Below are 21,248 nucleotides of genomic sequence, written 5' to 3'. Positions count from 1 at the left end.
CTATCCTCTTTGTTTATCCTTTTAATTTAGATGTATGGCAAACTCAAAAGAGATGACGAGGGGTGCTGTATTCCCTCTTCTATTCAGTTTCACGATGCCATTGTTATTAGGGAATCTGCTTCAGCAGACTTATTCTTTGATCGATGCCGCTATCGTTGGTAAATTTCTAGGTATTAATTCGCTGGCTGCCGTAGGAGCCAGTACCTCGGTGATTTTCTTGATTCTGGGATTCTGTAACGGATGTTGCGCTGGTTTTGGCATCCCGGTAGCTCAGAAGTTCGGGGCGAGGGATTATGCGACGATGCGCCGTTACGTGGCGGTGGGGTTGCAATTGGCTACGGTAATGTCCGTGGTGATCGCCGCTGTCTCCGGTTTCTATTGCCGGGATATCTTGCGGGGGATGCAGACACCCGGGAATATCTTCGATGGGGCCTATGATTATTTGTTTGTTACTTTTATCGGTATTCCTTGTACATTCTTCTATAATTTGTTGGCAAGTATCATGCGGGCTTTGGGAGATAGCAAGACTCCGTTCTGGTTCTTGCTGTTCTCTACGGTCTTGAATGTTTTCTTGGATTTATTCTGCATCTTGGTACTAGGATGGGGCGTGATGGGAGCGGCTATCGCTACGGTTTTCTCGCAAGGGCTTTCCGCCATTTTATGTTATTTATATATGCTTCGGAAATTTCCGATCTTACGGGCTACTTCTTCCGAGGATCGAAGGTTTCATGCCGGGCTGGCCCGTACCTTATTGGCGATGGGGGTTCCGATGGGATTACAATTTTCTATTACCGCTATTGGCAGTATCATGTTGCAGAGCGCCAATAACGCCTTGGGCACGGCCTGTGTCGCTGCCTTTACTTCCGCCGCCCGTATCAAGATGTTCTTCATTTGCGCTTTTGAGAGTTTGGGTATCGCCATGGCTACGTATTGTGGACAGAATTATGGGGCGGGAAAGCCGGAGCGTATTTTGCAGGGAATTAAGGTAAGTGCGTTGATGATGCTTACGTATGCCGCTGCTACATGGATGATCTTGATGCTGGGGTCTCGTTGGCTGGCCTTGTTGTTTGTGGCTCCATCTGAGGTCGAAATACTGGACTATACGGAGCAGTTTTTGCATATTTCTTGCTGGTTCTTCCCGGCTGTCGGGCTACTGTGTATCTTGCGTTACGCGATACAAGGGGTAGGTTTTAGCAACCTTGCGATGCTCTCGGGTGTTTCAGAGATGATCGCACGTATCTTGGTGAGCTTGTATGCGGTTCCCGCTTTTGGGTTCTTAGGCGTTTGTTTCGGTGATCCGTTGGCTTGGGTTGCCGCTGACTTATTCTTGATACCTGCGTTTTTGTATGTTTATAAAAAGATAAAGAAAAGATTAGATGATGAGAAAGTATCGGTGTCCGCAGTGTGATATCCCTTCTATGTATGTAAAGAATGCGGCTGGGGAACGTCTTTTAGTGTATGTTTACGAGAATGGGGAGGTCGTTCCCAAAGACCCTGCCGCGGATCTGTCCGGATTTGACTTGACAGAGGTATTTTGCCTAGGATGCTCATGGCATGGAGCACCTAGGAAATGCCGGTGATTTTTGTATCTCTATCCTCTCGGAAGTGATAGGATGCGTGAATGCTAGATATTCAGCGTGCAGATAGAGCCGTTCCGCCTTTCGTCCGTAAAGCTCGTCGCCAAGGATGGGGCAATGAAGACCTAGGGGATGGGCGGCGTGTACCCGTAGCTGGTGGGTACGTCCGGTTTGGGGATAAAAGGCGATAAGGGTTTTTCCGGAAGTCCGTTCCAATACCCGGTAGCGTGTAAAGGCAGGTTTCCCGAATTCTTCGCTTACGATTTGCTGGGGTCTGTCCAAAGGATCGGGACATAGCGGGAGACGGATCTCGCCCTCATCTTGGGGAACTTCGCCCTCTAATAAGGCGATATACCTTTTCTGGATGGTTCGGTTCTTGAATTGGGCTTGCAGGTTCTGATGCGCTTCTTTGGTCTTGGCGGCGAGTAGCAAGCCGGATGTCGCCATATCCAAGCGATGTACGATAATTGGGCCGGTGGCTTCCGGATAAAGGATCGATAGCCTTTGATAGACGGAGTCCACATCTCCCTTGCCGGGGACGGAGAGCATACCTTCCGGTTTATTGATGACCAACAAATAGTCGTCCTCATAAAGGATATCCAGCTTCGTCTCCCGGTGAGAGTCCGCCAATAACGGATTTTCATCTACCCGCAATCCCTGTAGCATATGATGGAGGATCGGCTCGCATTTTCCTTTGCAAGCCGGATAATAATATCCATGGTGCCGAATCTCCGTCTTGGGAGAATCGCCCCACCAGAACTCAGCCATGGCAATCGGTTCCAACTGATGCTGGTAGGCGTATTGCAAGAGTTTAGGGGCGGCGCACTCACCCGCTCCGGCAGGCGGCGCACCTTGGTAGGTAGGGGCGAACAATTCGCATAAGTCCTTCACCTCGCCCCGGGCGTTCAGGATTCGGAATTGTTCGAACAACTTGCGTTGCAAGGCCGCCGACCGTCGCTTGCGTTCTTGCTTCAGTTGCTCGATCTCCTGCTCAAGCCGATCCACCTTGGCTTGATCCTCCTCCAGTATAGACCGCAATGATTTCTTGGTTAGCTTGTGAGCGGCTTTCATGTGTTGGCTCTCTTTAATAAGAAGTGCGGTCTCTTCTTCCGTGAGAGGGAACTGCCGAAGTCGGTCGCGCTCCTCTTTCCTCTTTTTCATCAAGTCTTTTGCGGCCTGTAATACGAAATCGCAGTATTCGATCGTGCTTTGTAACCTCGACCGTGCGTCTTCGAGAGCTGGAGAGGCTTGCAGGGTTCGGATACGGGCATTGATCTCATTGATCCGCTCCTCCTCTTGCCGGAAGAAACCATCCGGTTGTAATAGGTCATAGATCGGGGGGACGAAGAAAGGATGTACATTCTTCCCCGCTAGGTTACCGGAGAACGCGGCCAGATAGCCGACCTCTCCGGCGGGAGTACGAACCACCAATACGCCGAACATTTTTCCGGTTTGTAACTCTTCCCGCCATTCGGTTCGTTCTTTCAGGTATGCCTGCGTCTCCTCAGCCGCTATTACGCATAGAGGATGCGGTGTATAGTGAAAAGGATACGTGAATCGTTCCGGTAAGGGGATCGATTGTATCGGCTGGGCAAACGTGTGAAACTTAGATTCCATCATTCATTTTTTAATAGACAATAAGCGTAAATGGCCGATGCCGTAGGATCTCCCTCTTGATACAATCCCGGACGGGAGATACGATCCCATTGGATCAACGACCGGGTCTCTTTCGCGGAGAGAGCTTCGCCGACGATCTCGTTCCATACTTGTCCGTCCTTACTCCAGTAGAACGTGCTATGCGTACCGTCGGTCACTTTCATCCGTAGATATAAAGGCGAGGCGGGAAGAGGAAGATCGGCCAATGGATGTTCTTTCCCCTCTAGGATATATTTCAATATCAAACGGTCTCCTACGCATCCGCAGGTGATTAGGTTATTTGCGTCTCCGTACATCGTGATTCCTTTCCAACTGTCATTCCGGTTTACGATCGCTGTTTCCAACGTGTAATCCGGGGAGGTTGGGCGTAAACAAAGTGCCGCTCCGGTCTTTACGCCGGGTTTCGGTGTTCCGGATAGAGATAGTTTACCGTTCTTGATCTCGGTCTTGACATCCGTGTAAGGATAGTTCCAACTCCATTCGGGACGCAAGGTAGCACCGGTGAAATCATCCGAGAAATCGAATACCGGCACTTGTGCGGACTCGGCAAATGGCATGGGTTGCGTGCGGCTCGCATATTCCCCGGTTACGAAGTGAGGCCAATGATCCTCGCCCATTCTCACCTCTTGCAGATAAGGTTGGCGACCTTGGTAGAAGCCGCTTCCCGGCTGGTAAGCGTGGCATAAGTAATACATGCGTCCGTCCGGTGTTGTCGTAATCGTTCCGTGACCGATGGAGAGAACCTCCTTGCTTCCGTGCAAGATCGGGTTTCCTTGGTATTTCTCGTAAGGACCCTCCAGCTTCTTCGAGCGAGCCACGGATACGGCGTAATCGCTCTGCGGGCCGCAACAGCCTCTCACGGAGTAGATGATATAGTAATATCCGTCTTTCTTGAACCAATGCTGACCTTCCATACCTTGACGCTCATCGTCACGCAGCAGGCTGAAAGGCTTTCCGTCTAGGCGAAGCCCATCGTCCGTCAACTTACAGGCCAATAACTCTATGGGTTGGTTATCCAATCCATAAGCCTTCCAACTGATGTAAAGTTTGCCTTTGTCCTCCAAGATAAATGCGTCTATCGCTTCCTTCCCAAACTCTACCACCGGGCCGTAATCCTTGAACTTGCCCGTAGGTGAATCCGCCACGGCGACACCGATGCACGAGATGTTATCCGATTGCTTCCGGGCCGTATAATAGACATATACCTTCCCTTTATGCTGATACCATTCCGGAGCCCAGAATGAGGATTTAGTCCATTCCGGCTTCTCGTCGAATACATGTCCGGTTTGCTGCCAGTTCACCAAATCGGTAGAGGTGAAAACCGGATAATAAGGGGCCCATTCCGAGGAGGTGCCAGTGATATAGTAAGTCTGGTCGATCCGGATAATGGAAGGATCGGCTACGTCACCGTGGATCACGGGATTGGTAAAATAGGATTCTTGTTGCGCTAGTCCTGTGGCCAAGGAGGCGGCACAGAAGAATAGTGTGAAAATCTTTCTCATGTTTTATCGTATTTTTTTTAAGATGTTCTTACGTACGGTTCGCAAAGAGATTTGTAGTAAATCGGGTTCCGCCAGATCGAGTAGTGTCTTATATTCCTGTAATAGCTCTGGAATGGGACGGCATAACTCATATCCCAGTTTCATGCAAAGCGTTTGCACACCGGGTAATTCCTTCGCTGAAAGCATCCGGTCCAGGCAGAAGTTTAGGAAATCTACCCGTGGGGGATTCGCCTGGGGCTGTCGTACAAGCAAGTTCAAGAGAATGCGTCGCTTTCCGGAGTGCTCACAGTTAAGCACCTCATTTATCAGCTCATCCTGTTTATCATATAGCCATTCGTTTTCCTTGGTCGAGAAATGGCTACAGACCCATAACGCTTGATAACTAACGGCATCATCCGGATCGAATATCAGATCGTATAGCTCTGCTTTCCGTTCTTGGTTCCCTTGTACATAAAATAATATCTCATGGATATCCTCTATATGACAGCGGCTTGATAGTCTCTCTTTTAGGTCCATTCTCAATCTTTGTTGTTGTGTTAAGATCATTCCCTTAAATTTTTAAGGAAGTGTAGCTTGAAGATGAAGTATCGGGAATGGCTTGTTGGAGGAATCTGTCTCGTCTCTTCCTATCACTTGGAATCCCAGATGCTGATAGAAATGAAGTGCGGTTGTGTTTTGCTCATTTACGTCGACTTTTCGGATGGGTGTCTCTTGCAAGGCGAATTGGATAAGTCGTTTACCTAATCCTTTGCCTTGCTCTTCCGGATGTACGAAAAGCATCTCGATAAGCTCATCGCTTAAGCCCATGAAGGCGGCGATCTTTCCTCGCTCATTTCGGATGATATGAAGTTCTACCAATGGGAAATATCCGGGAACAAGTTCTTTATAAAATAAGATATCCTCTTCTTTTAGGAAATGATGGGTACTACGTACGGACGCTTCCCAAAGCAGAAGAAGCTCATTGAAGTCCTCGAAGGAGGGACGGGTTATCGTTCGCTTCATCGGGGTGTACTTCATCCCATGTGTAGTTTGTTCTTCGCAGATTGGTTCGAACCCGAATTTCCGGTAGATTGGGATTGCATAGGAAGAGGAATTGACTGTCATTTCCGAGACTGGCTTATCTTGGATAGCGGCCTCGAATAATCGTTTGCCGATACCTTTTCCATGATACATAGGCGTGATGAAGAATAAGGAAATATGCTTTCCTTCATTTTTTGTCGCGATTAGACCTATTAATGACTCACCCTCGAATGCTCCGTAAATGGTTAGCTCATTTACCAGATCCTTATTGTAAATGAAACTCTTGAAGGTTTCCAATCCCTCTTCGTCGAAGTCATTCTTGCCACATTGGATGAACACGTCCAAAGACAAGGTTAATGCCCTATCGTATTCGTTTACCTGTAATTGTCTTATTTGCATAAATGGATTATAAGTCTTTGTTGCCAACTAATTTCTCATCCGCTACGATCTCAAAATGATGCGCATCGATGAATCGCCCGTTTTTGTAACAAGCTTTTCGGAAGATGCCAGTCTTCTTGAATCCCACTTTCTCTAATACCCGCATGGATGCCAGATTATATTCATACACCGTGGCGAATATACGAATAACCTCCGTATGCTCAAAATAATACTGGATCGCATCGGCTAACGCTTCAGAGGTAATCCCTTGGTTCCAATATCTCTCACTGATCCAATAACCGACTTCCGCATTGAAACGTTCCACATCCGCTCCTCTCACAAAACCTATATTGCCGATTGCCTCACCATGAACCACAATGCAGAAATCCGATATTTCAGTTTTTTCTCGTGCTTGGCTGATGAAGCAGCGGGCATTTTCTTTTGTATAAGGATGAGGCAATCCATCCCGACAGTTATCCCAGATCTTCTTGTTATTAAGGTGCAAGGTTAAGGATTCCGTATCTTGACCTTCCCAACTCCTGAGCGTATATAAATCTTTTGTTACAACTATCATAAACTATTGTTTTTGTTTGAAAAGGAATGATGGTCAAGATAATAGCACAAATGATCCTCTATTTGTCCAGTATGCATTAGTTCTGCTTGATGAAGCCGTCCTTCGTATACGAATCCATTCTTCTCTAATACACGTTGTGAGCGTTGATTGTGAGGATAACAATTTGCCGTGATCAAATGTAAATCCATTTGAGTAAATCCGTAATTCAATACGGATTGCACTGCTTCTGTCATGAAGCCTTGTCCCCAACACTCTTCTTTTAGCCAATAACCCAGCATGCGAGCATGTGGGTTTTCTCTTTTGGGATCAGGAATGATGCCAATGGAGCCAATGACTTGTTGAGTCTCTTTTGATACGATAGCCCAAACCCCTTCTTTTCCGATAAATATGGTATTTAGTACATCAATAGTCTCTTCGATCGTTTCGAGAGGTTTCCATCCTGCGTTATTGCCTAGGTTTGGATTCTTACAGCTCTCAAAAACATCAGGAGCATCGCTTTCGCTGAAAAGACGGAGCACAAGACGGTTGGTTTCTATATTCGATGTTTGTGTCATATACGGATGTTTATTTAGTCGAGATAGATCATTTTCTTGGTCATCCCACCGTCAATCGTAATATTCTCGCCATTAATGAAATCGTTTTCCTCTTGACAAAGAAATAAGCACATACGGGCGATATCCTCCGGCTTTCCCACCCTTCCGGACGGATGTTGAGCATGATCCTCCGGACGAAGCTGGTCGTAATTGTTATTCTGTATCCAACCGGGAGCGATAGAGTTTACCGTGATATGCCATTCCGAGAGCGATAAGGCCAACGCATGCGTCAAAGAATAGATACCTCCTTTAGAGGCGGCGTAACCCTCGCTACCGGGTTCACTCATCAAGTAACGGGTAGAGCAAATGTTGATAATCCTGCCGTATGGATTGGGGGTATCGAGAGATTGCCGATGGAGCGCTAATCGCCGGGAAGTGATGAACGCAGGACGTAGGTTTATGGATAATATCTTATCAAAATCCTCTACACTCGTTTCCGTGATGGATGAGAACTGGCTGATACCCGCGTTATTGATGATGATATCGATATCGCCCCATTCCTCGATGATCTTTTGCAGGCAATTCTCCAATGCGGTCTTATCGCTAACGTCCACGGGAAAGAATTGAGTTCCGGTTTGTAACGCAGTCTCTTTTCCTGATGCTTCGTTTTTATCACAGAACGCTACTCGATGGCCAGCTCCCCTGAACGTTCTCACGATGGCTTTTCCGATCCCCTCGGCCCCACCGGTAATGAAGACTCTTCTTGTTTTATGGAGTGTCTTCGTATTGTGACTGGTTCTTGTCCCGGAGATTTTCCGGGCTTGATATTGCTCGTATTTTTTTTCCAAATAGTTGTCTGCCATGATCCATTATTAGTTGAAAGAACAAATATAGTGTTTAACTAAATAGGTTGTGCGCTTGTTTATAAGGTAAAGATCATTTAGAATCATGAAAATAGCGATCAGCGGTGCGAGTGGATACATAGGCCAGCATCTTACTCTTTTTTTTACGGAAAAGGGTGATGAGGTGGTTCCTTTAGGAAGGAACCTGTTTAAGGAGGAGAATTTCGATGAGCTTTGCCATCGTGTGGAATCGTGTGATGTGGTCATTAATCTGGCGGGTGCTTCCATCAATAAGCGCTGGACAAAAGTGTATAAACAAGAATTATATGATAGTAGAATCCGGACAACCCATCAGTTGGTAAATGCCATAAATACCCGGGATATTTTCCCAAAGTTGTTTATATCAACTTCTGCCGTAGGCTATTATCCCACATCCGGAGAATATGACGAATATAACAATCGGCAAGGTGAGGATTTCTTGGCCCGGTTATGTGGCGCATGGGAAAAGGAAGCGCGGGCGTGTTTGCCGGATGTGCGGCTTGTGATTGCCCGGTTCGGGGTCGTACTCTCGGAGGATGGCGGGGCATTGAGACAGATGCTTCAATTGCAACGTCTCTCCCGGATAGGTGTGGTGATAGGCGATGGCCAACAGAGTTTTCCGTGGATCAGCGTGCATGATTTGTGCCGCTCTTTTGATTTTATGATACAAAATAGTACGTTGAGAGGAGTGGTCAATCTTGTCTCTCCGCAATGTATCACCCAAAAGCAACTGGCATATGCGCTGGCGAGAGCGGATGGAACCCGTTGGGTTATGCCTTTGCCTACATTCATTTTCCGACTGATGTTCGGTGAAGGAGCCTCGTTTGTAACGGAGGGGCAAACGGTTCATCCTACGAAATTATTGGAGTCTGGTTTTACATATGATTATCCGACAATAGAAAAGCTTATGAATATAACAGATCATCGTACCGTGCAGGCACTGGATGTCCGCCGGTATATGGGACGGTGGTATGAGATCGCCCGTTACGAGAATCATTTCGAGAAAGGTATGACGGATGTTACGGCTACTTATACATTGCGATCGGATGGAAGAATCCGTGTGGAAAACGAGGGGTTTAAAGATGGAATCCATAAAAAAGCAGTAGGCCGGGCGAAACAGCCGGAACCGGAAAATAGCCCGGGTAAATTGAAAGTCGCTTTCTTTTTATGGTTCTATTCAGATTATTATATCTTCGAACTCGACGAACATTATCAGTATGTTGTGGTAGGAAGCAGTTCTGACAAGTATCTCTGGATTTTGAGTCGTGATAAATCCTTGCCGGAAGCGGTTATGGAAGATTTGCTCGGCAAGATAATGAAACGAGGATATGATATCTCTAAATTGGTTTATAACAGAATTTGATTACATAGTTTCCAAAATTAGTATTGATAGTAATCTAGGCTACTATCAATACTAATTGTTATTACCCTGTCATTTATTTCAATTGTTTTCCATCAGCAAAGGCATTTCCTACCTTTTCGCCCACTCTCAAATAGTCGTTGTTGAATGGATCAAAGATGATGGGAGCGGCTTTAGCTACATTCACCTTGCCGTTCTCATCAAGTACACGCTCGTCAACACTGACATTTACGATCTCGCCACGGAGTATGCAAGTATCCGGATCGTAATCTTTCAATTTACATTCGATAGCCACGGCCAATTCGTCGATCAACGGAGCATCTACGAAGTCCGATTTTGTAGCGTGAAATCCTGCTTTGGCAAACTTGTCGGTAACTTTATTGCCCGACACGATACCTACATAATCACAAGCTACGACATGATCGGCATCTGCCATGCTTACCGTGAAAGCTCTACGCTTCAGGATATTCTTAACTGTCTTGTGACCGGCGCTAAGACACATGCTGATCTCATTCATCTCACTGATACCGCCCCAAGCGGCGTTCATCGCATCGGGAGTTCCATCTTCTCCATACGTGGCGATAATAAATACGGGTTGCGGATAGCTTAAAGGCTTCGCTCCAAAATTCTTTCTCATAATCATTTATTTTTTAGTCCAATTCTTGATATCTTCTTCTGTCACTCCGTTCATCAACTTCCCTTTTTGCCAGTTCACATCCGGATAGGCTTTCCGCAATTCGCTCTCTGCGTTCGAGATACTGCTGCTGCCTGATGTGGCGAATGGGATAACGGTTTTACCCGAGAGATTGTATTTTTCCAAAAAGGTGTTGATGAGTCTTGGGGCTTGATTCCACCAGATGGGAAATCCTAGGTAAACGGTGTCATACTCCGCTAGGTTCTTCAAATCATCGATAATGGCCGGTCGTGATGTAGGATCGTCCATCTCTACGCTGCTGCGTGAGGATTTATCCCGCCAGTTCAGATCGGCGGAGGTATAGCTTTTCTCAGGTTGGATCTTGTGAAGATCACCGCTGACAATAGATGCGACTTGTTGGGCCGCTTTTTCAGTATTTCCCGTTGCCGAGAAGTAAGCCACTAAAACTTTTGTCCCTTCGGCAGCCTTTTGCGCATAAGAGGCGATACATACCATTGAGACCATGACCATGAATAATACGATTCGTTTCATACTTCTTGAATTTTTGTTGTTTTTATATTCATTACGAGAATGCTATGTATTTATGGCGATAAAGATAGGAGAGAAAAATGAAACAGTTTGTACCCAAATTACTGATATATCTGATATTTTTGGCGATACGATCCTTATCTTTGTAAGGCGATTAACTAAAAGAAGAAAATATCATGCTTGCGTACACTTATATTGAACAAGGGAAATTTGAATTGCGGGAGAAACCGATACCGGAAATACAGGATTCATGGGACGCTATCGTACGTGTGACTTTGGGTAGTATCTGTTCTAGCGATCTTCATATCAAACACGGTAGCGTACCACGTGCGGTACCCGGAATAACCGTTGGGCATGAGATGGTTGGTGTGGTGGAAAAGGTGGGTGCCGATGTTACTGCAGTCAAGCCGGGTGACAGGGTGACCGTGAATGTCGAGACCTTTTGCGGAGAGTGTTTCTTCTGCCGGCGTGGATATGTCAATAATTGTACCGATCCCAATGGCGGTTGGGCGTTGGGCTGTCGTATCGATGGGGGGCAGGCGGAGTATGTCCGGGTTCCTTATGCGGATCGAGGCTTGAATCGTATCCCAGATACGGTTAGCGATGAGCAGGCTTTGCTGGTCGGTGATGTGTTAGCGACAGGTTTTTGGGCTGCCCGCATCTCGGAGATCTCAGAGGAGGATACGGTTTTCATTATTGGCGCTGGTCCTACGGGGATCTGTACTTTGTTGTGCGTGTTGTTGAAGAAGCCACGACGTATTATTGTTTGCGAGAAGTCTCCGGAAAGGGCCCGGTTCGTTCGCCAGCGTTATCCGGAAGTCTTGGTGACAGATCCCGAAAACTGTAAGGAATTTGTTCTTCGTAACAGCGATCATGGCGGTGCGGATGTCGTATTGGAGGTCGCGGGGAGTGAGGATACCTTCCGCTTGGCATGGGATTGTGCCCGTCCGAACGCCATTGTCACCATCGTAGCCCTCTATGATAAACCTCAGCTTCTTCCTTTGCCAGACATGTATGGCAAGAACTTGACTTTCAAGACTGGTGGGGTGGATGGCTGCGATTGCGCCGAGATTCTTAACCTAATAGAAGAAGGTAAGATAGACACGACGCCTCTTATTACCCATAAGTTTCCATTGAGCGAGATTGAGGAGGCTTACCGTATCTTCGAAAACAGGTTGGATGGGGTTATAAAGGTGGCGATTGAGGGGAATCTCATCAAACCTGTCTTTGTTTTGCCGCATACACCTTGATTCTCTCCTCGCAACATTGTCGCGTGATATCCCGGAGCCGTTCTACTTTGGGTATAAGCGCCTCGATATCTTCTTTAGTGACGCGGAAGTGTAAATTATAACGAGCTTGAACGTATGCGTCCTGCAGCAAGTCGAAAAGTCGTTTCTCCTCTTCCGTATCCCGGGGAAAGGCTTCGGATGACTCTAGGGAATGCGTTTTGGCTCTGCCGGATAACGTTATTAGGCTATGCTCTTTGGGACTATACAATGTAAAAGTCAAGATTATGCTGTTGTAATAATTCTCACAAGCTTGATGAAGGTGGAACGATGCTATTTTGTAATCCTGATCCTTGTATGAATATCGGGCACTACGTAAGAAACTATTCGCACGTTCAAACCTGTCGTTGTAATACTCCTCCGCCAACTCTTTTATTTCGCGATAGTTCAGTTTACGACGGCGGGCCAGCTTATAACGACCGCTGTTGTAAAGCATGATACCCTCTCGCTTGATATCAGTATAGAAATATCGGTTTTTATCGATGGCTTTATTCAGATCGTCGATGCTCTCGTCTATAAACTGTACGGTGGTGGATACGTATCTGTTCTTCCCTTTGTAGTAATTATCGGTGGCCTTACTCAAGATGTGATTGATAATATATCTTTGGAAACGGGTACTGGTAACTACCAAAATATCATAATCGCTCATAAAACAGGTGCGGATACCGTATTCGATGCGTTGGTCGTAGTCAACGTATGTATTCCGGGCATAACTTCCGTAGAGAATGATCATCTCGCAATCGGGAAGTACTTCCAGTACGCACTCTACAATTCTTCTGAGGTCATCCCGTTTCTGTTCGGGAAGGTAATTGATGGATGTTTTCATTCTTCGTTTATCTATGCAAATTGTTTGTAATCACTTTTTACTTTCAATGAACATTGTTCTGTCCCGATAGCCTTTACGATAGCTAAAAGCGGTGCGCTGAACTGTTCGGTTAGCTTGTTCGGTACTTGTTCGGTCGACTTGTTCGGTTGGCTGTTGTGGGGTATTGATGATGAATGTTACCCTCACTACCACGGATGTATGATGCGAAATCTATGTCCATATGTATCCAATCATGATTATAAACAGGCAATAAAGATATAAAATATCCTGCTATGTGATAGTGAAAAGATGAAGAAGTTGTATTGGCTCGTTCTTTTACGTATTATGAGTTTCCTGTAACATTGAATTTATAAAAACATCTACAATATCTACCACTCTATTGTGTACTCTCTGTAAATAAGAATATTACCTATAGGTTGTAGATCTCCAAACATCTACAATTATTATTCAATATCTACCACTTATTATTGATTTTCATACAATTTTCTTTTCGTGTGAAGGAAAAAAGTGTTATATTTGAGGAATACTGAAAATCTAAAAGATATGATAGAAAAACTCGATTACGCTATGGTGCCGACAGGCTTTGTACATTGTTTTAATGAAAATTGTAAGAACGCCAACCGCTGCTTGCGGCATCAAATTGTCCGTTTTATCCCCGATACGCTTTGGGCGGTGAGCATCGTGAATCCCGCACGTACCAGTCCTACCGGAAAGTGTGCGGCTTTCATGGCGGATACCCCCGTGCAATACGCTGTCGGCATGGATCACCTATTAGACCAGATACCTTATCTGGAGGCGAAACGCATTAAGCAACGTCTGTTGATGACATACGGTAAGAATAAGTTTTATCAGTTTAAGCGCAAGGAAAGAACCTTCTCGCCCGAAGACCAACAGTATATCCGTCAGGTCTTTCGGGCGTACGGAGTAGAGGATGAACCAGTCTTTGATGCTTGGCAGAGTGGCTACCGATGGACGAAGGGATAAGAGCTGATAAGAGTTTCCCTTAGGAGAACAAAGAGTTTCTCTTAGGGAAAACAAAAGTTTCTCCTAGAGGAAACAAAAGTTTTATTAGGGGAAAACTTTAGTTTTTCTATAGGAAAAACTGTAAGCATAAGACATTCAACTTCTTAAATAATATATTAGACATGAAAATAACCAAGCAAACAGCCTATCGACATACCGTCGCGCAACGGGCGATGCGTATGGAGGAGATCGTGGCATGGGTAAAGGATGAGCGGACGAGGGATAAGCTTGCGCTCTTTCGAGAGAAATTAAGGCGGGCTTATCCCGACAAACGGTATCCGTTTACCCGGAAATTACCTCAGTTGCTCTTTGCCGGAACTTTTCGAAAAGGCGAGTTGAAGGAGTATAATGGCTGGATTTTACTGGAGATCAATCGATTGAAGAGCATAGAAGAGGCTTTGTCCTTGAAACAAAAAATAGTGGAATATCCGCAGACACTGTTCGCTATGATCGGCTCTAGCGGACGGAGCGTGAAGTTCGTGGTGGCTTATACCTATCCCGACGGGTCGCTTCCCCGTTCGCGTACGGATGCCGAGGTTTTTCATGCGCACGCTTACCGACATGCGCTCAAGACGTATGAGCCTCGCCTTTCTTATCCCATCGAGCTGAAACGTCCGGTGCTGGAGATGGGCTGCCGCCTCAGTTATGATGCCGATGTGTATTACAATCCGGACGCCCTTTCCATTCATCTGGAGCAGCCTGTGGCTATGCCCGACGAAAGCGCCTACCAGGAACGGTTCGAAAAACGGGTACCGGTACTGGTAGAGAGTGCCGGGCAGACGCTTTATGACCAATACCGTTACGTTGCCATCCAATATGAATTCGCTTTGCAGCGGGCTTTGGAGGAACATGGAAGTTTGAGCATAAAGGTGGATTTCAAACCTTTGTTGGTCACTCTTGGAAGACTTTGTTTCGCGGCTGGGGTAGAAGAGGAGGATTGTGTGAAGTGGACGATGCTTTATTTGGGGAATCTGATCTCGGAAGTGGAGATCCGGGAGACCTTGAGGCAGTCGTATCGGTTAGCCTCCGATTCGGACTTTGGTTGTACGTCCCTTTACAAGCCGGAGCAACTACAGAGCTTGAAAATGGAGGAGTTTATGAACCGCCGTTACGATTTCCGGTACAATCTGATGTCTGGCGGACCGGAATATCGGGAGAAAAACACCTTCTGTTTTGACTATCGCCCCGTGACGGATCGTGTGCTGAACAGTATCGCCTTGAATGCCCAGAAAGAAGGATTGCAGCTATGGGACAGGGATGTACGGCGTTTTGTCTTTTCAGATCGCATCCCGGACTATGCGCCTATCGAGGACTATTTGACCCGCTTGCCCGTGTGGGATGGCAAGGATCGCATCCGTCCGCTGGCCGCACGCATCCCTTGCGACAACGTACGGTGGGAACAGTTGTTTTACACTTGGTTCCTGTCGATGGTAGCGCATTGGCAGGGGCGTGATAAACAGCATGGCAACAGCCTTTCCCCGCTCTTGGTGGGCGGGCAGGGATGCGGGAAGTCCACGTTCTGCTTCAACCTGTTGCCACCGGACTTGAATAAGTATTACACGGACAGCATCGATTTCAGCAAGAAGCGGGATGCCGAGCTGTATCTTACTCGTTTCGGATTGATCAATATTGATGAGTTCGACCAAGTGAGCGCGAGGCATCAAGGCTTCTTGAAGCATCTGTTGCAGAAGCCGGTCGTAAATGTGCGCAAGCCTCATGCTACGCAGGTGGAATCGGTGAAACGTTACGCTTCCTTTATCGCTACGAGCAACCATACGGATTTGCTGGGCGATCCTTCCGGCAGCCGCCGTTTCATTTGTATCGAGGTGAAAGGGATGATAGACAATGCCCAGCCTATCGATTATCTCCAGCTCTATGCGCAAGCGGTTGCCGCCTTGAATAATAACGAGCGTTATTGGCTGACGCATGAGGAAGAGGTCTCGCAGATGCAAGCGAACGAGGCGTTTCAACAACGTCCTTTGTTCGAGGATCTGTTTTTTCAATATTATCGTCCCGCTTCGCATAAGGAGGAAGGTTTGAAGATCTCTGCCGGAGAGATCTACCTATCGCTGCAAAAAAAGAGCGGCGTAAAACTTCCGATGAGCAATGTCTCCGTCTTTGGTCGTTTCTTGAAAAAGATAGGGCTTAAGACGCAGTTAGCGAGTAGGGGACGGTTGTATTTAGTGGTCGAAAAGTAGTAAATGGTGGTAGATGTAAGTTGTTGGTGGTAGATGTTTTATTATCTACCACCATTAGATAAGTGATTTATAGATAGGGACTTTTAAGGGTAATGGTAGATGTGGTAGATGATTTCGCATTATTTAAATTCATACACATCTTATGGGATACATCCCCAGCTTTCAGCTATAAACCGCGATAATAATTTATCCCACTTCTGGATCTTCCCAAACACCTGTTTTGTTCATTCGATAGCTTCTCTCTATCTTTTGGGAAGAGTCTGCCTCCAGCGCATAGAGTATTTCACGACAGAACTCCAGAGTTGCAAATCCGTTGGCGGTAATAATGTTTCCGGCTCTGACAGCCGGTTCATCCATATAAAGATTTTCACCTGTATAATTAACCCCCGCAAATTGTTTGAGGTAATCCAATCCGTTGCTGGTATGATTTACATGGTTCAAGAAACCGTGTATACCAAGAAAAACGGAGGCGTTACAAATACCGGCCACCAGCCTCTTCTTCTCGATGGCCTCTTTTACCAGAGGAACAATGGCTTCGGCTTCCGGGGTGAACCAGCTCATGCCACCTATTAATACGATTCCTGCATAATCGGCCGGAATGTCATTGATTCCATAGTCGGGGAGCACCTTGAATCCTCCGATAGATACAACTGGCTCTTTCCTGACAGATACGGTTTTAACTATATATTTGCTTTCACTTCCGGGTTCAACACCTGCATTGAGGTTTGGAGCGATATAAGCTCCTTCCCAATCGGCAAAGTCTTTTAACAAGACGAATAGAATTTCTTTTTTCATTATTTATTGTATTTATCGAAGTTATACTTCTTTCTAATCTCGTTTTGCTCGTCAGGCGAAAGAGATTTGAAATATCCTTTCCAGCCTGGGCAGAAGTTTATGTGCCAACGCCAAAAGCGTCCCATTAATGACTGAGGGCTTTTATCGTATTTTTTCCTTAGGGGGCAGTTGTTGCAGTTACTTTTTTGCATGGATGTTACAGAATGCTTGTTGTTTACAAAGGTAATGCTTTTATTGGAATTGCTTTATTTCAATCTTTGTTTATTATGATAATATACCCCATCTGATATAATTGCCAATATTTATCGTAATTTTGCATTATTCGTGAAGATGGTAGTTGTTATGAGCATCCTCATTGGTTTGAATTGGCAAAGAATAAATGGGCGCAGGTTTATAAAACTACGGGAACTCCATGTAGTTGTTGGATGTGTAGAGGGGAGGAGTACGACCGCAAAGGATATAAGCAAGAGACTTTGCGTATTATCAAAGAATCAGAATATTAGATGTTTAATGAAAAGAAAGAAAAGATGTTGAAAGGTAAAACAGTTCTTGATGGTTTGTAAGTGTTTAATAGAGCCGTACACCGTTATAGGCTCAAAAATCTTACAAACAATGAGTAGAAGTAGAAAAGTAACCTTATGAGAAAAGTTAGAAAGAATACAGCAACTAGACAGGTCATTCATATTGTCGGTGAAGGATTGACTGAATTATTCTATTTCAACCATTTGAAAAAGTTGCTTGGTTATAGGTACTCTATTTCTCCACGTCTGTTTGACAATAATAGTGTTATAAAGCTATCAAAAAGTTAGCGAATAGTTGATTGGTTCTCAAGAAAATTCAGTATTTTTGCACTCACAATTGAATAAAAGCATTAAAAAAATTACAATGCTGCAGAATAGAATGAACATATTAGTAAACACATTATGTCGAAGCACAGTATGCTTTGAGCGTATGTCGTATGTTCATACTTTAGGCATTGGGTCATTCGGTAAATTCAAAAACACTTTCCAGCGAACGTTTTATAGACAGGTAGGAGTACATTAGATGCAGGTATTCCTATTAAAAAGATAAATTGAAGCCGTTGAAAAGTCCTTACTAAATTTTTCAACGGCTTTGTTTTTGCCCATTGGTGACGTTCGCATTATGCGCTCTACTCCGTCATTTCCGTCCATGGGCATTGAAAACTTCAGTTTTATTAACCAGCGCAGTGATGTGCATAAAAAAAGAAGATTATGGATTACAAATTCAACGGAAGCGGGGTGTTCTTTACATCCGATACCCACTTCAATCATACCAATATCATCAGGTTCTGTAGCAGACCATTCAAGGATGTAGAACACATGAATGAAACACTTATTGCCAACTGGAACCGTGTGGTCGGTCCGGATAATATCGTATTTCATCTTGGCGACTTCTGTCTTGGTGGCTCTGCTGAATGGACAAAGATACTCAAAAGGTTGAATGGGAAAATCTATCTCATAGCCGGTAATCATGACATGAAGAACTTGAGGCAGAATTATACAAAATATTTCGAACTGATCACGATGCAAATGTACATCGAGGTGGATAAACAGAAGATTTATCTGAATCATTGCCCATTCCTTTGCTATAGCGGCTCATACGATGATACCTGGCAGCTTTTCGGCCATGTGCATACAAGCAGGAATAACACCGGAAAAGATAAGCCTCGCCTTCAAATGCTTTTCTCTACACAATATGATGTGGGAGTTGACAATAACGACTTCACTCCGGTTTCATTCGCACGGGTAAAGACTATCATAGAGAAACAGGTTGAACTATCAAAGAAATGAGAATACAATACATGAATGATCTGCACCTATGCCCACTTTTCAGGTAGTTGCGCCTTGTCATAAAGATTCGGTGCTGAACAGTGCCTTTGCGAGTGACTATGGAGACTTGATGAGCAACGACCGGATTGATGTCTGGATTCACATACGAATATTGATGCAGAGATTGGTGGAACCAAAGTATTATCCAATCAGATGGGATATGTTTTCCAGAACGAGCATCTTATGAATGGGTTTAATTCGGGAAAGTATGAAAATAAAGAAGATTTTTTTCGGGATTGGCATTCATTCAACCCGATGGAAACACGCTGGTTTCATGTCGCTTCCATATACATGGAGCGAAGAGCAATCCGGTTTACAGACCGGAAATATACCCGTTTCGTTGTTTCAAATTATTCTTCGTATGTTTCGGATAATAATGAATACTATAACGATGAATGGAGCAGGGAAACTATTACCCGTATTTTTGCCTATCTGCGCAGACTGGTGGATGCCATTATTAGTGTATGAGTCGTTCTACAGAAATTTGCCTGTCAGTAAATACAACCAGACTGAACAGACTTATGGCCCTAATGAATTGCATGACGTAGCTTATTATAATCGGATGAAGTTTGCAAAAATTGATGAGCAGTACGATATTGATAGTCCGGATGATTTCATCTGGTTTGCCAAGGATCATTATGGAGAACTGGGGCTTTCCTGCCTGAATATCTTTGCATCAGATACAGAACGGTCAGGATGGGTGATTGTCGTTTCCAACAGTTATTCTGCGAATGCCGGTCTCGCCATTGAAGTTGACACAGCTCTGTATAAGTCCGGTGTTCCATTAATAATCTACGATGCCGACAAGCTTCTGAAGATTCTTGAGGAAGAAGATTATGTCAGGTTGGTTCCTTATTCATACCATAACTATATGGGCTATCAGGAGGAAGGCTCCGTTTATGAGCTACCGTGGGAATATGAATGTAGTGAAGATAGCGGATCATCTCTGACTGCTGAGCAATACAAAGAGATTGTCTCGTTTGCTGAATGGCAGGAAGAGGAGAGGGTGAAGGTAGACTAATGTCATATTTCATATGTTAACGCACATCTGGCAATCCGTTTGGTTAGTCAGTAACATGCAAATTATCGGCACTGATTCGAAATAGTACCGATAATTTGCATAATTCTGATATTTCAAATATGACTTAATCAAATTCTAACTAACAGGCATTGTTCGATGCAATAGAATTCCCTACGATAGATGAAAGAATAAGAAATCTTTCTAATATGATGGATTGGATGAGATATCTTCCAGCAGTTTCACTAGATGGAGATCAAGAATAGTATTCAATAACGAAATAATAAGTTGTAGAGTAATGGTGTAAGATTCTATTAGCATATCGAGGATAATTTCAATAAACTTGGAGTTCGTTGATAACAACTTCTAGAGTTGCTGAAATAATTAACGAGGATATTTTTCTAACATTCTAAACGGAATATCATTTGTAGTAACTTTAGCTATAGATATTTTGTTTATATTTAGCTGTATATCATTATTATAACATTTGTATGTATTCACAAATAAGAGATCCAAACAGCTTTATGAAATGATAATTGTCGATGCAGCATATTATGCTAATTGACTGTCAATACTTTATGGCTTAAAAGGTAGAAGGCTCAAAAATTTACTTGTTTTTTGCCGAAAATCGAAGATTTAACACTTTTAACCTTAGTTTATCTTCAAACGAAGGGGAAAAGAGAAAAATAGCTCTCTTTTGCTCCGAAACCTCCGGTTCGCAAAGATAAGGCATATCGGTGATTATTTCGCCGATTGAGGCTGCAAAATCGGAGATGGATTTACGGATTTGCAGGTTGCTTTTGTGTCTTGATGAGGGGCGAATCTTGCTTCGCTTTTGAGTTAGGATTTCGGATTCTTTTGCAGCCAAAAGAGAAAATCGGTAGATATGGTTCGGCTCTGCTTTGGCGAAGCCATTTCTTTTTCTCCCTCTGTTAGCTTTACTTTAATGAACGTATATATGAATACGGAGATAAAGTAAAGTTGCTTTCGATACAATCACCATCTTTGACCGAATCAATTTAACAAACTGTATACCATCAAAAATACAAAGTTATCTAGAACAAAAATAGAAAAATAATTGGCTGAATGAGATGTAATCACTATTTTCGTAGTTAGTCTCGAAAGAGATAAAATATCTGGTTGGCCAGTTTCACTTGAAGATATGAGTTTAGATACGAAATTACTGATAGCTAAAGATTATGAGGAAGTAATCTGTGACGAGGATATTTCGAGGGTGGGTAAGACACATCGAAATCCAGCGTTGACAAGACTGACTCTTCATGCATACGCAAGAAACATCTGTACTTAAAAAAACATACATGCTTGCCGATGTCGCAGAGGAAATGAAAGGGCTATCTATGCCCACGTTTGATGATTATGGAGTGCATTGGAGAAATTTTTGTCATAGATGATATTGAAGCGTGGTCTTTGGCTATTCGCTCAAGGACTGTAATACGAACAGGAAAGAAATGTTGTTTCGTTGATTCTTCGATTAAGGCTTCGTGAACCAGATTCGCTAATTGCCCTCACAGGTGGAGAAATGGCATACACCCGCGAGGATGGAATGAAAATAATCCTAATAGATTGT

The 21,248-nt window shown here is 44.5% G+C and carries 20 protein-coding genes and 2 pseudogenes; 10 read left to right on the top strand and 12 right to left on the bottom strand.

The window, feature by feature from the left end; all coding sequences use genetic code 11:
- Window positions 1-34 precede the first annotated feature (34 nt).
- Entirely contained in the window at window positions 35-1,408 is a 1,374-nt protein-coding gene (locus tag NBH07_RS07765; RefSeq protein ID WP_009018038.1) for an MATE family efflux transporter, read from the top strand.
- A complete protein-coding gene (locus tag NBH07_RS07760; RefSeq protein ID WP_009018039.1) occupies window positions 1,377-1,580 on the top strand; it encodes a hypothetical protein in 204 nt (67 codons plus the stop codon). The genes NBH07_RS07765 and NBH07_RS07760 overlap by 32 nt, the downstream gene beginning before the upstream one ends.
- Here NBH07_RS07760 and NBH07_RS07755 read toward each other — a convergent pair.
- From NBH07_RS07755 to NBH07_RS07725, 8 genes and pseudogenes are all read right to left on the bottom strand, one after another.
- Window positions 1,548-3,194, bottom strand: coding sequence for an RluA family pseudouridine synthase (locus tag NBH07_RS07755; protein ID WP_009018040.1), 1,647 nt, complete (start codon window positions 3,192-3,194; stop codon window positions 1,548-1,550). The two genes, NBH07_RS07760 and NBH07_RS07755, sit on opposite strands and share 33 nt — an antisense overlap.
- Window positions 3,194-4,735 (bottom strand): family 43 glycosylhydrolase, encoded by a 1,542-nt coding sequence (locus NBH07_RS07750; protein ID WP_009018041.1) that lies wholly within the window; start codon window positions 4,733-4,735, stop codon window positions 3,194-3,196. Before NBH07_RS07750 ends, NBH07_RS07755 begins: the two co-directional genes overlap by 1 nt.
- Before the next feature lie 3 nt (window positions 4,736-4,738).
- Window positions 4,739-5,251, bottom strand: coding sequence for a HEAT-like fold family protein (locus tag NBH07_RS07745; RefSeq protein WP_039848880.1), 513 nt, complete (start codon window positions 5,249-5,251; stop codon window positions 4,739-4,741).
- Window positions 5,252-5,293: 42 nt separating this feature from the next.
- Window positions 5,294-5,737, bottom strand: a complete 444-nt coding sequence (locus NBH07_RS22595) for a GNAT family N-acetyltransferase (protein ID WP_309595811.1) — start codon at window positions 5,735-5,737, stop codon at window positions 5,294-5,296.
- Window positions 5,717-6,154, bottom strand: a pseudogene (locus NBH07_RS22590) (GNAT family N-acetyltransferase); the annotation flags it as partial. The pseudogene NBH07_RS22590 and the gene NBH07_RS22595, both read right to left, overlap by 21 nt.
- Before the next feature lie 7 nt (window positions 6,155-6,161).
- Window positions 6,162-6,707: a GNAT family N-acetyltransferase gene (locus NBH07_RS07735; protein ID WP_009018044.1), complete on the bottom strand. Its 546-nt coding sequence runs from the start codon at window positions 6,705-6,707 to the stop codon at window positions 6,162-6,164.
- Window positions 6,704-7,261, bottom strand: coding sequence for a GNAT family N-acetyltransferase (locus NBH07_RS07730; protein ID WP_009018045.1), 558 nt, complete (start codon window positions 7,259-7,261; stop codon window positions 6,704-6,706). The genes NBH07_RS07735 and NBH07_RS07730 overlap by 4 nt, the downstream gene beginning before the upstream one ends.
- A gap of 14 nt (window positions 7,262-7,275) precedes the next feature.
- Window positions 7,276-8,103 carry an SDR family NAD(P)-dependent oxidoreductase gene (locus tag NBH07_RS07725; RefSeq protein ID WP_009018046.1) on the bottom strand — a complete coding sequence of 276 codons (828 nt, stop codon included), beginning with the start codon at window positions 8,101-8,103 and terminating at the stop codon, window positions 7,276-7,278.
- Between the two features lie 85 nt (window positions 8,104-8,188).
- Here NBH07_RS07725 and NBH07_RS07720 point away from each other — a divergent pair, with 85 nt between their 5' ends.
- On the top strand, window positions 8,189-9,484 hold the full coding sequence (locus NBH07_RS07720; protein ID WP_009018047.1) for a TIGR01777 family oxidoreductase: 1,296 nt from the start codon (window positions 8,189-8,191) through the stop codon (window positions 9,482-9,484).
- 73 nt (window positions 9,485-9,557) lie between these two features.
- Here NBH07_RS07720 and NBH07_RS07715 read toward each other — a convergent pair whose 3' ends face one another.
- Both NBH07_RS07715 and NBH07_RS07710 read right to left on the bottom strand, forming a co-directional pair.
- Window positions 9,558-10,118 carry a flavin reductase family protein gene (locus NBH07_RS07715; RefSeq protein ID WP_039848881.1) on the bottom strand — a complete coding sequence of 187 codons (561 nt, stop codon included), beginning with the start codon at window positions 10,116-10,118 and terminating at the stop codon, window positions 9,558-9,560.
- A 6-nt stretch (window positions 10,119-10,124) separates the two neighbouring features.
- A complete protein-coding gene (locus NBH07_RS07710; RefSeq protein ID WP_009018049.1) occupies window positions 10,125-10,667 on the bottom strand; it encodes a flavodoxin in 543 nt (180 codons plus the stop codon).
- A gap of 173 nt (window positions 10,668-10,840) precedes the next feature.
- Between NBH07_RS07710 and NBH07_RS07705 the strand changes: the two genes are divergently transcribed.
- Window positions 10,841-11,914: an alcohol dehydrogenase gene (locus tag NBH07_RS07705; RefSeq protein ID WP_009018050.1), complete on the top strand. Its 1,074-nt coding sequence runs from the start codon at window positions 10,841-10,843 to the stop codon at window positions 11,912-11,914.
- Here the strand turns inward: NBH07_RS07705 and NBH07_RS07700 are convergent.
- Window positions 11,880-12,776, bottom strand: coding sequence for a HEPN domain-containing protein (locus tag NBH07_RS07700; RefSeq protein ID WP_008773635.1), 897 nt, complete (start codon window positions 12,774-12,776; stop codon window positions 11,880-11,882). The genes NBH07_RS07705 and NBH07_RS07700 overlap by 35 nt on opposite strands.
- Before the next feature lie 543 nt (window positions 12,777-13,319).
- Here NBH07_RS07700 and NBH07_RS07695 point away from each other — a divergent pair.
- Window positions 13,320-13,760 carry a DUF6078 family protein gene (locus tag NBH07_RS07695; protein WP_008773634.1) on the top strand — a complete coding sequence of 147 codons (441 nt, stop codon included), beginning with the start codon at window positions 13,320-13,322 and terminating at the stop codon, window positions 13,758-13,760.
- Between the two features lie 161 nt (window positions 13,761-13,921).
- Complete coding sequence (locus NBH07_RS07690) at window positions 13,922-15,997, top strand: BT4734/BF3469 family protein (protein WP_009018052.1); 2,076 nt, start codon at window positions 13,922-13,924, stop codon at window positions 15,995-15,997.
- 186 nt (window positions 15,998-16,183) lie between these two features.
- On the opposite strand, the gene NBH07_RS07685 is transcribed toward NBH07_RS07690, so the two are convergent.
- On the bottom strand, window positions 16,184-16,792 hold the full coding sequence (locus NBH07_RS07685; protein ID WP_009018053.1) for a type 1 glutamine amidotransferase family protein: 609 nt from the start codon (window positions 16,790-16,792) through the stop codon (window positions 16,184-16,186).
- Between the two features lie 317 nt (window positions 16,793-17,109).
- Between NBH07_RS07685 and NBH07_RS22585 the strand changes: the two genes are divergently transcribed.
- The 4 genes and pseudogenes from NBH07_RS22585 to NBH07_RS07670 all read left to right on the top strand — a co-directional run bounded on the left by NBH07_RS22585 (window position 17,110) and on the right by NBH07_RS07670 (window position 19,663).
- Window positions 17,110-17,295, top strand: coding sequence for a hypothetical protein (locus NBH07_RS22585; protein WP_307822232.1), 186 nt, complete (start codon window positions 17,110-17,112; stop codon window positions 17,293-17,295).
- 729 nt (window positions 17,296-18,024) lie between these two features.
- Window positions 18,025-18,603 (top strand): metallophosphoesterase, encoded by a 579-nt coding sequence (locus NBH07_RS07680; RefSeq protein ID WP_009018074.1) that lies wholly within the window; start codon window positions 18,025-18,027, stop codon window positions 18,601-18,603.
- Window positions 18,604-18,631: 28 nt separating this feature from the next.
- Window positions 18,632-18,852 (top strand): annotated as a pseudogene (locus NBH07_RS07675) (hypothetical protein); the annotation flags it as partial.
- Entirely contained in the window at window positions 18,851-19,663 is an 813-nt protein-coding gene (locus tag NBH07_RS07670) for a hypothetical protein (protein ID WP_250833494.1), read from the top strand. The pseudogene NBH07_RS07675 and the gene NBH07_RS07670, both read left to right, overlap by 2 nt.
- Window positions 19,664-21,248: the final 1,585 nt, after the last annotated feature.

The sequence above is a fragment of the Parabacteroides sp. B2-S-102 genome (genome assembly GCF_023656665.1).
In the GTDB taxonomy this organism is placed as follows: domain Bacteria; phylum Bacteroidota; class Bacteroidia; order Bacteroidales; family Tannerellaceae; genus Parabacteroides; species Parabacteroides distasonis.
Note: the sequence above shows the minus strand (reverse complement) of the source record. Positions and strands in the feature narration are given on the sequence as shown.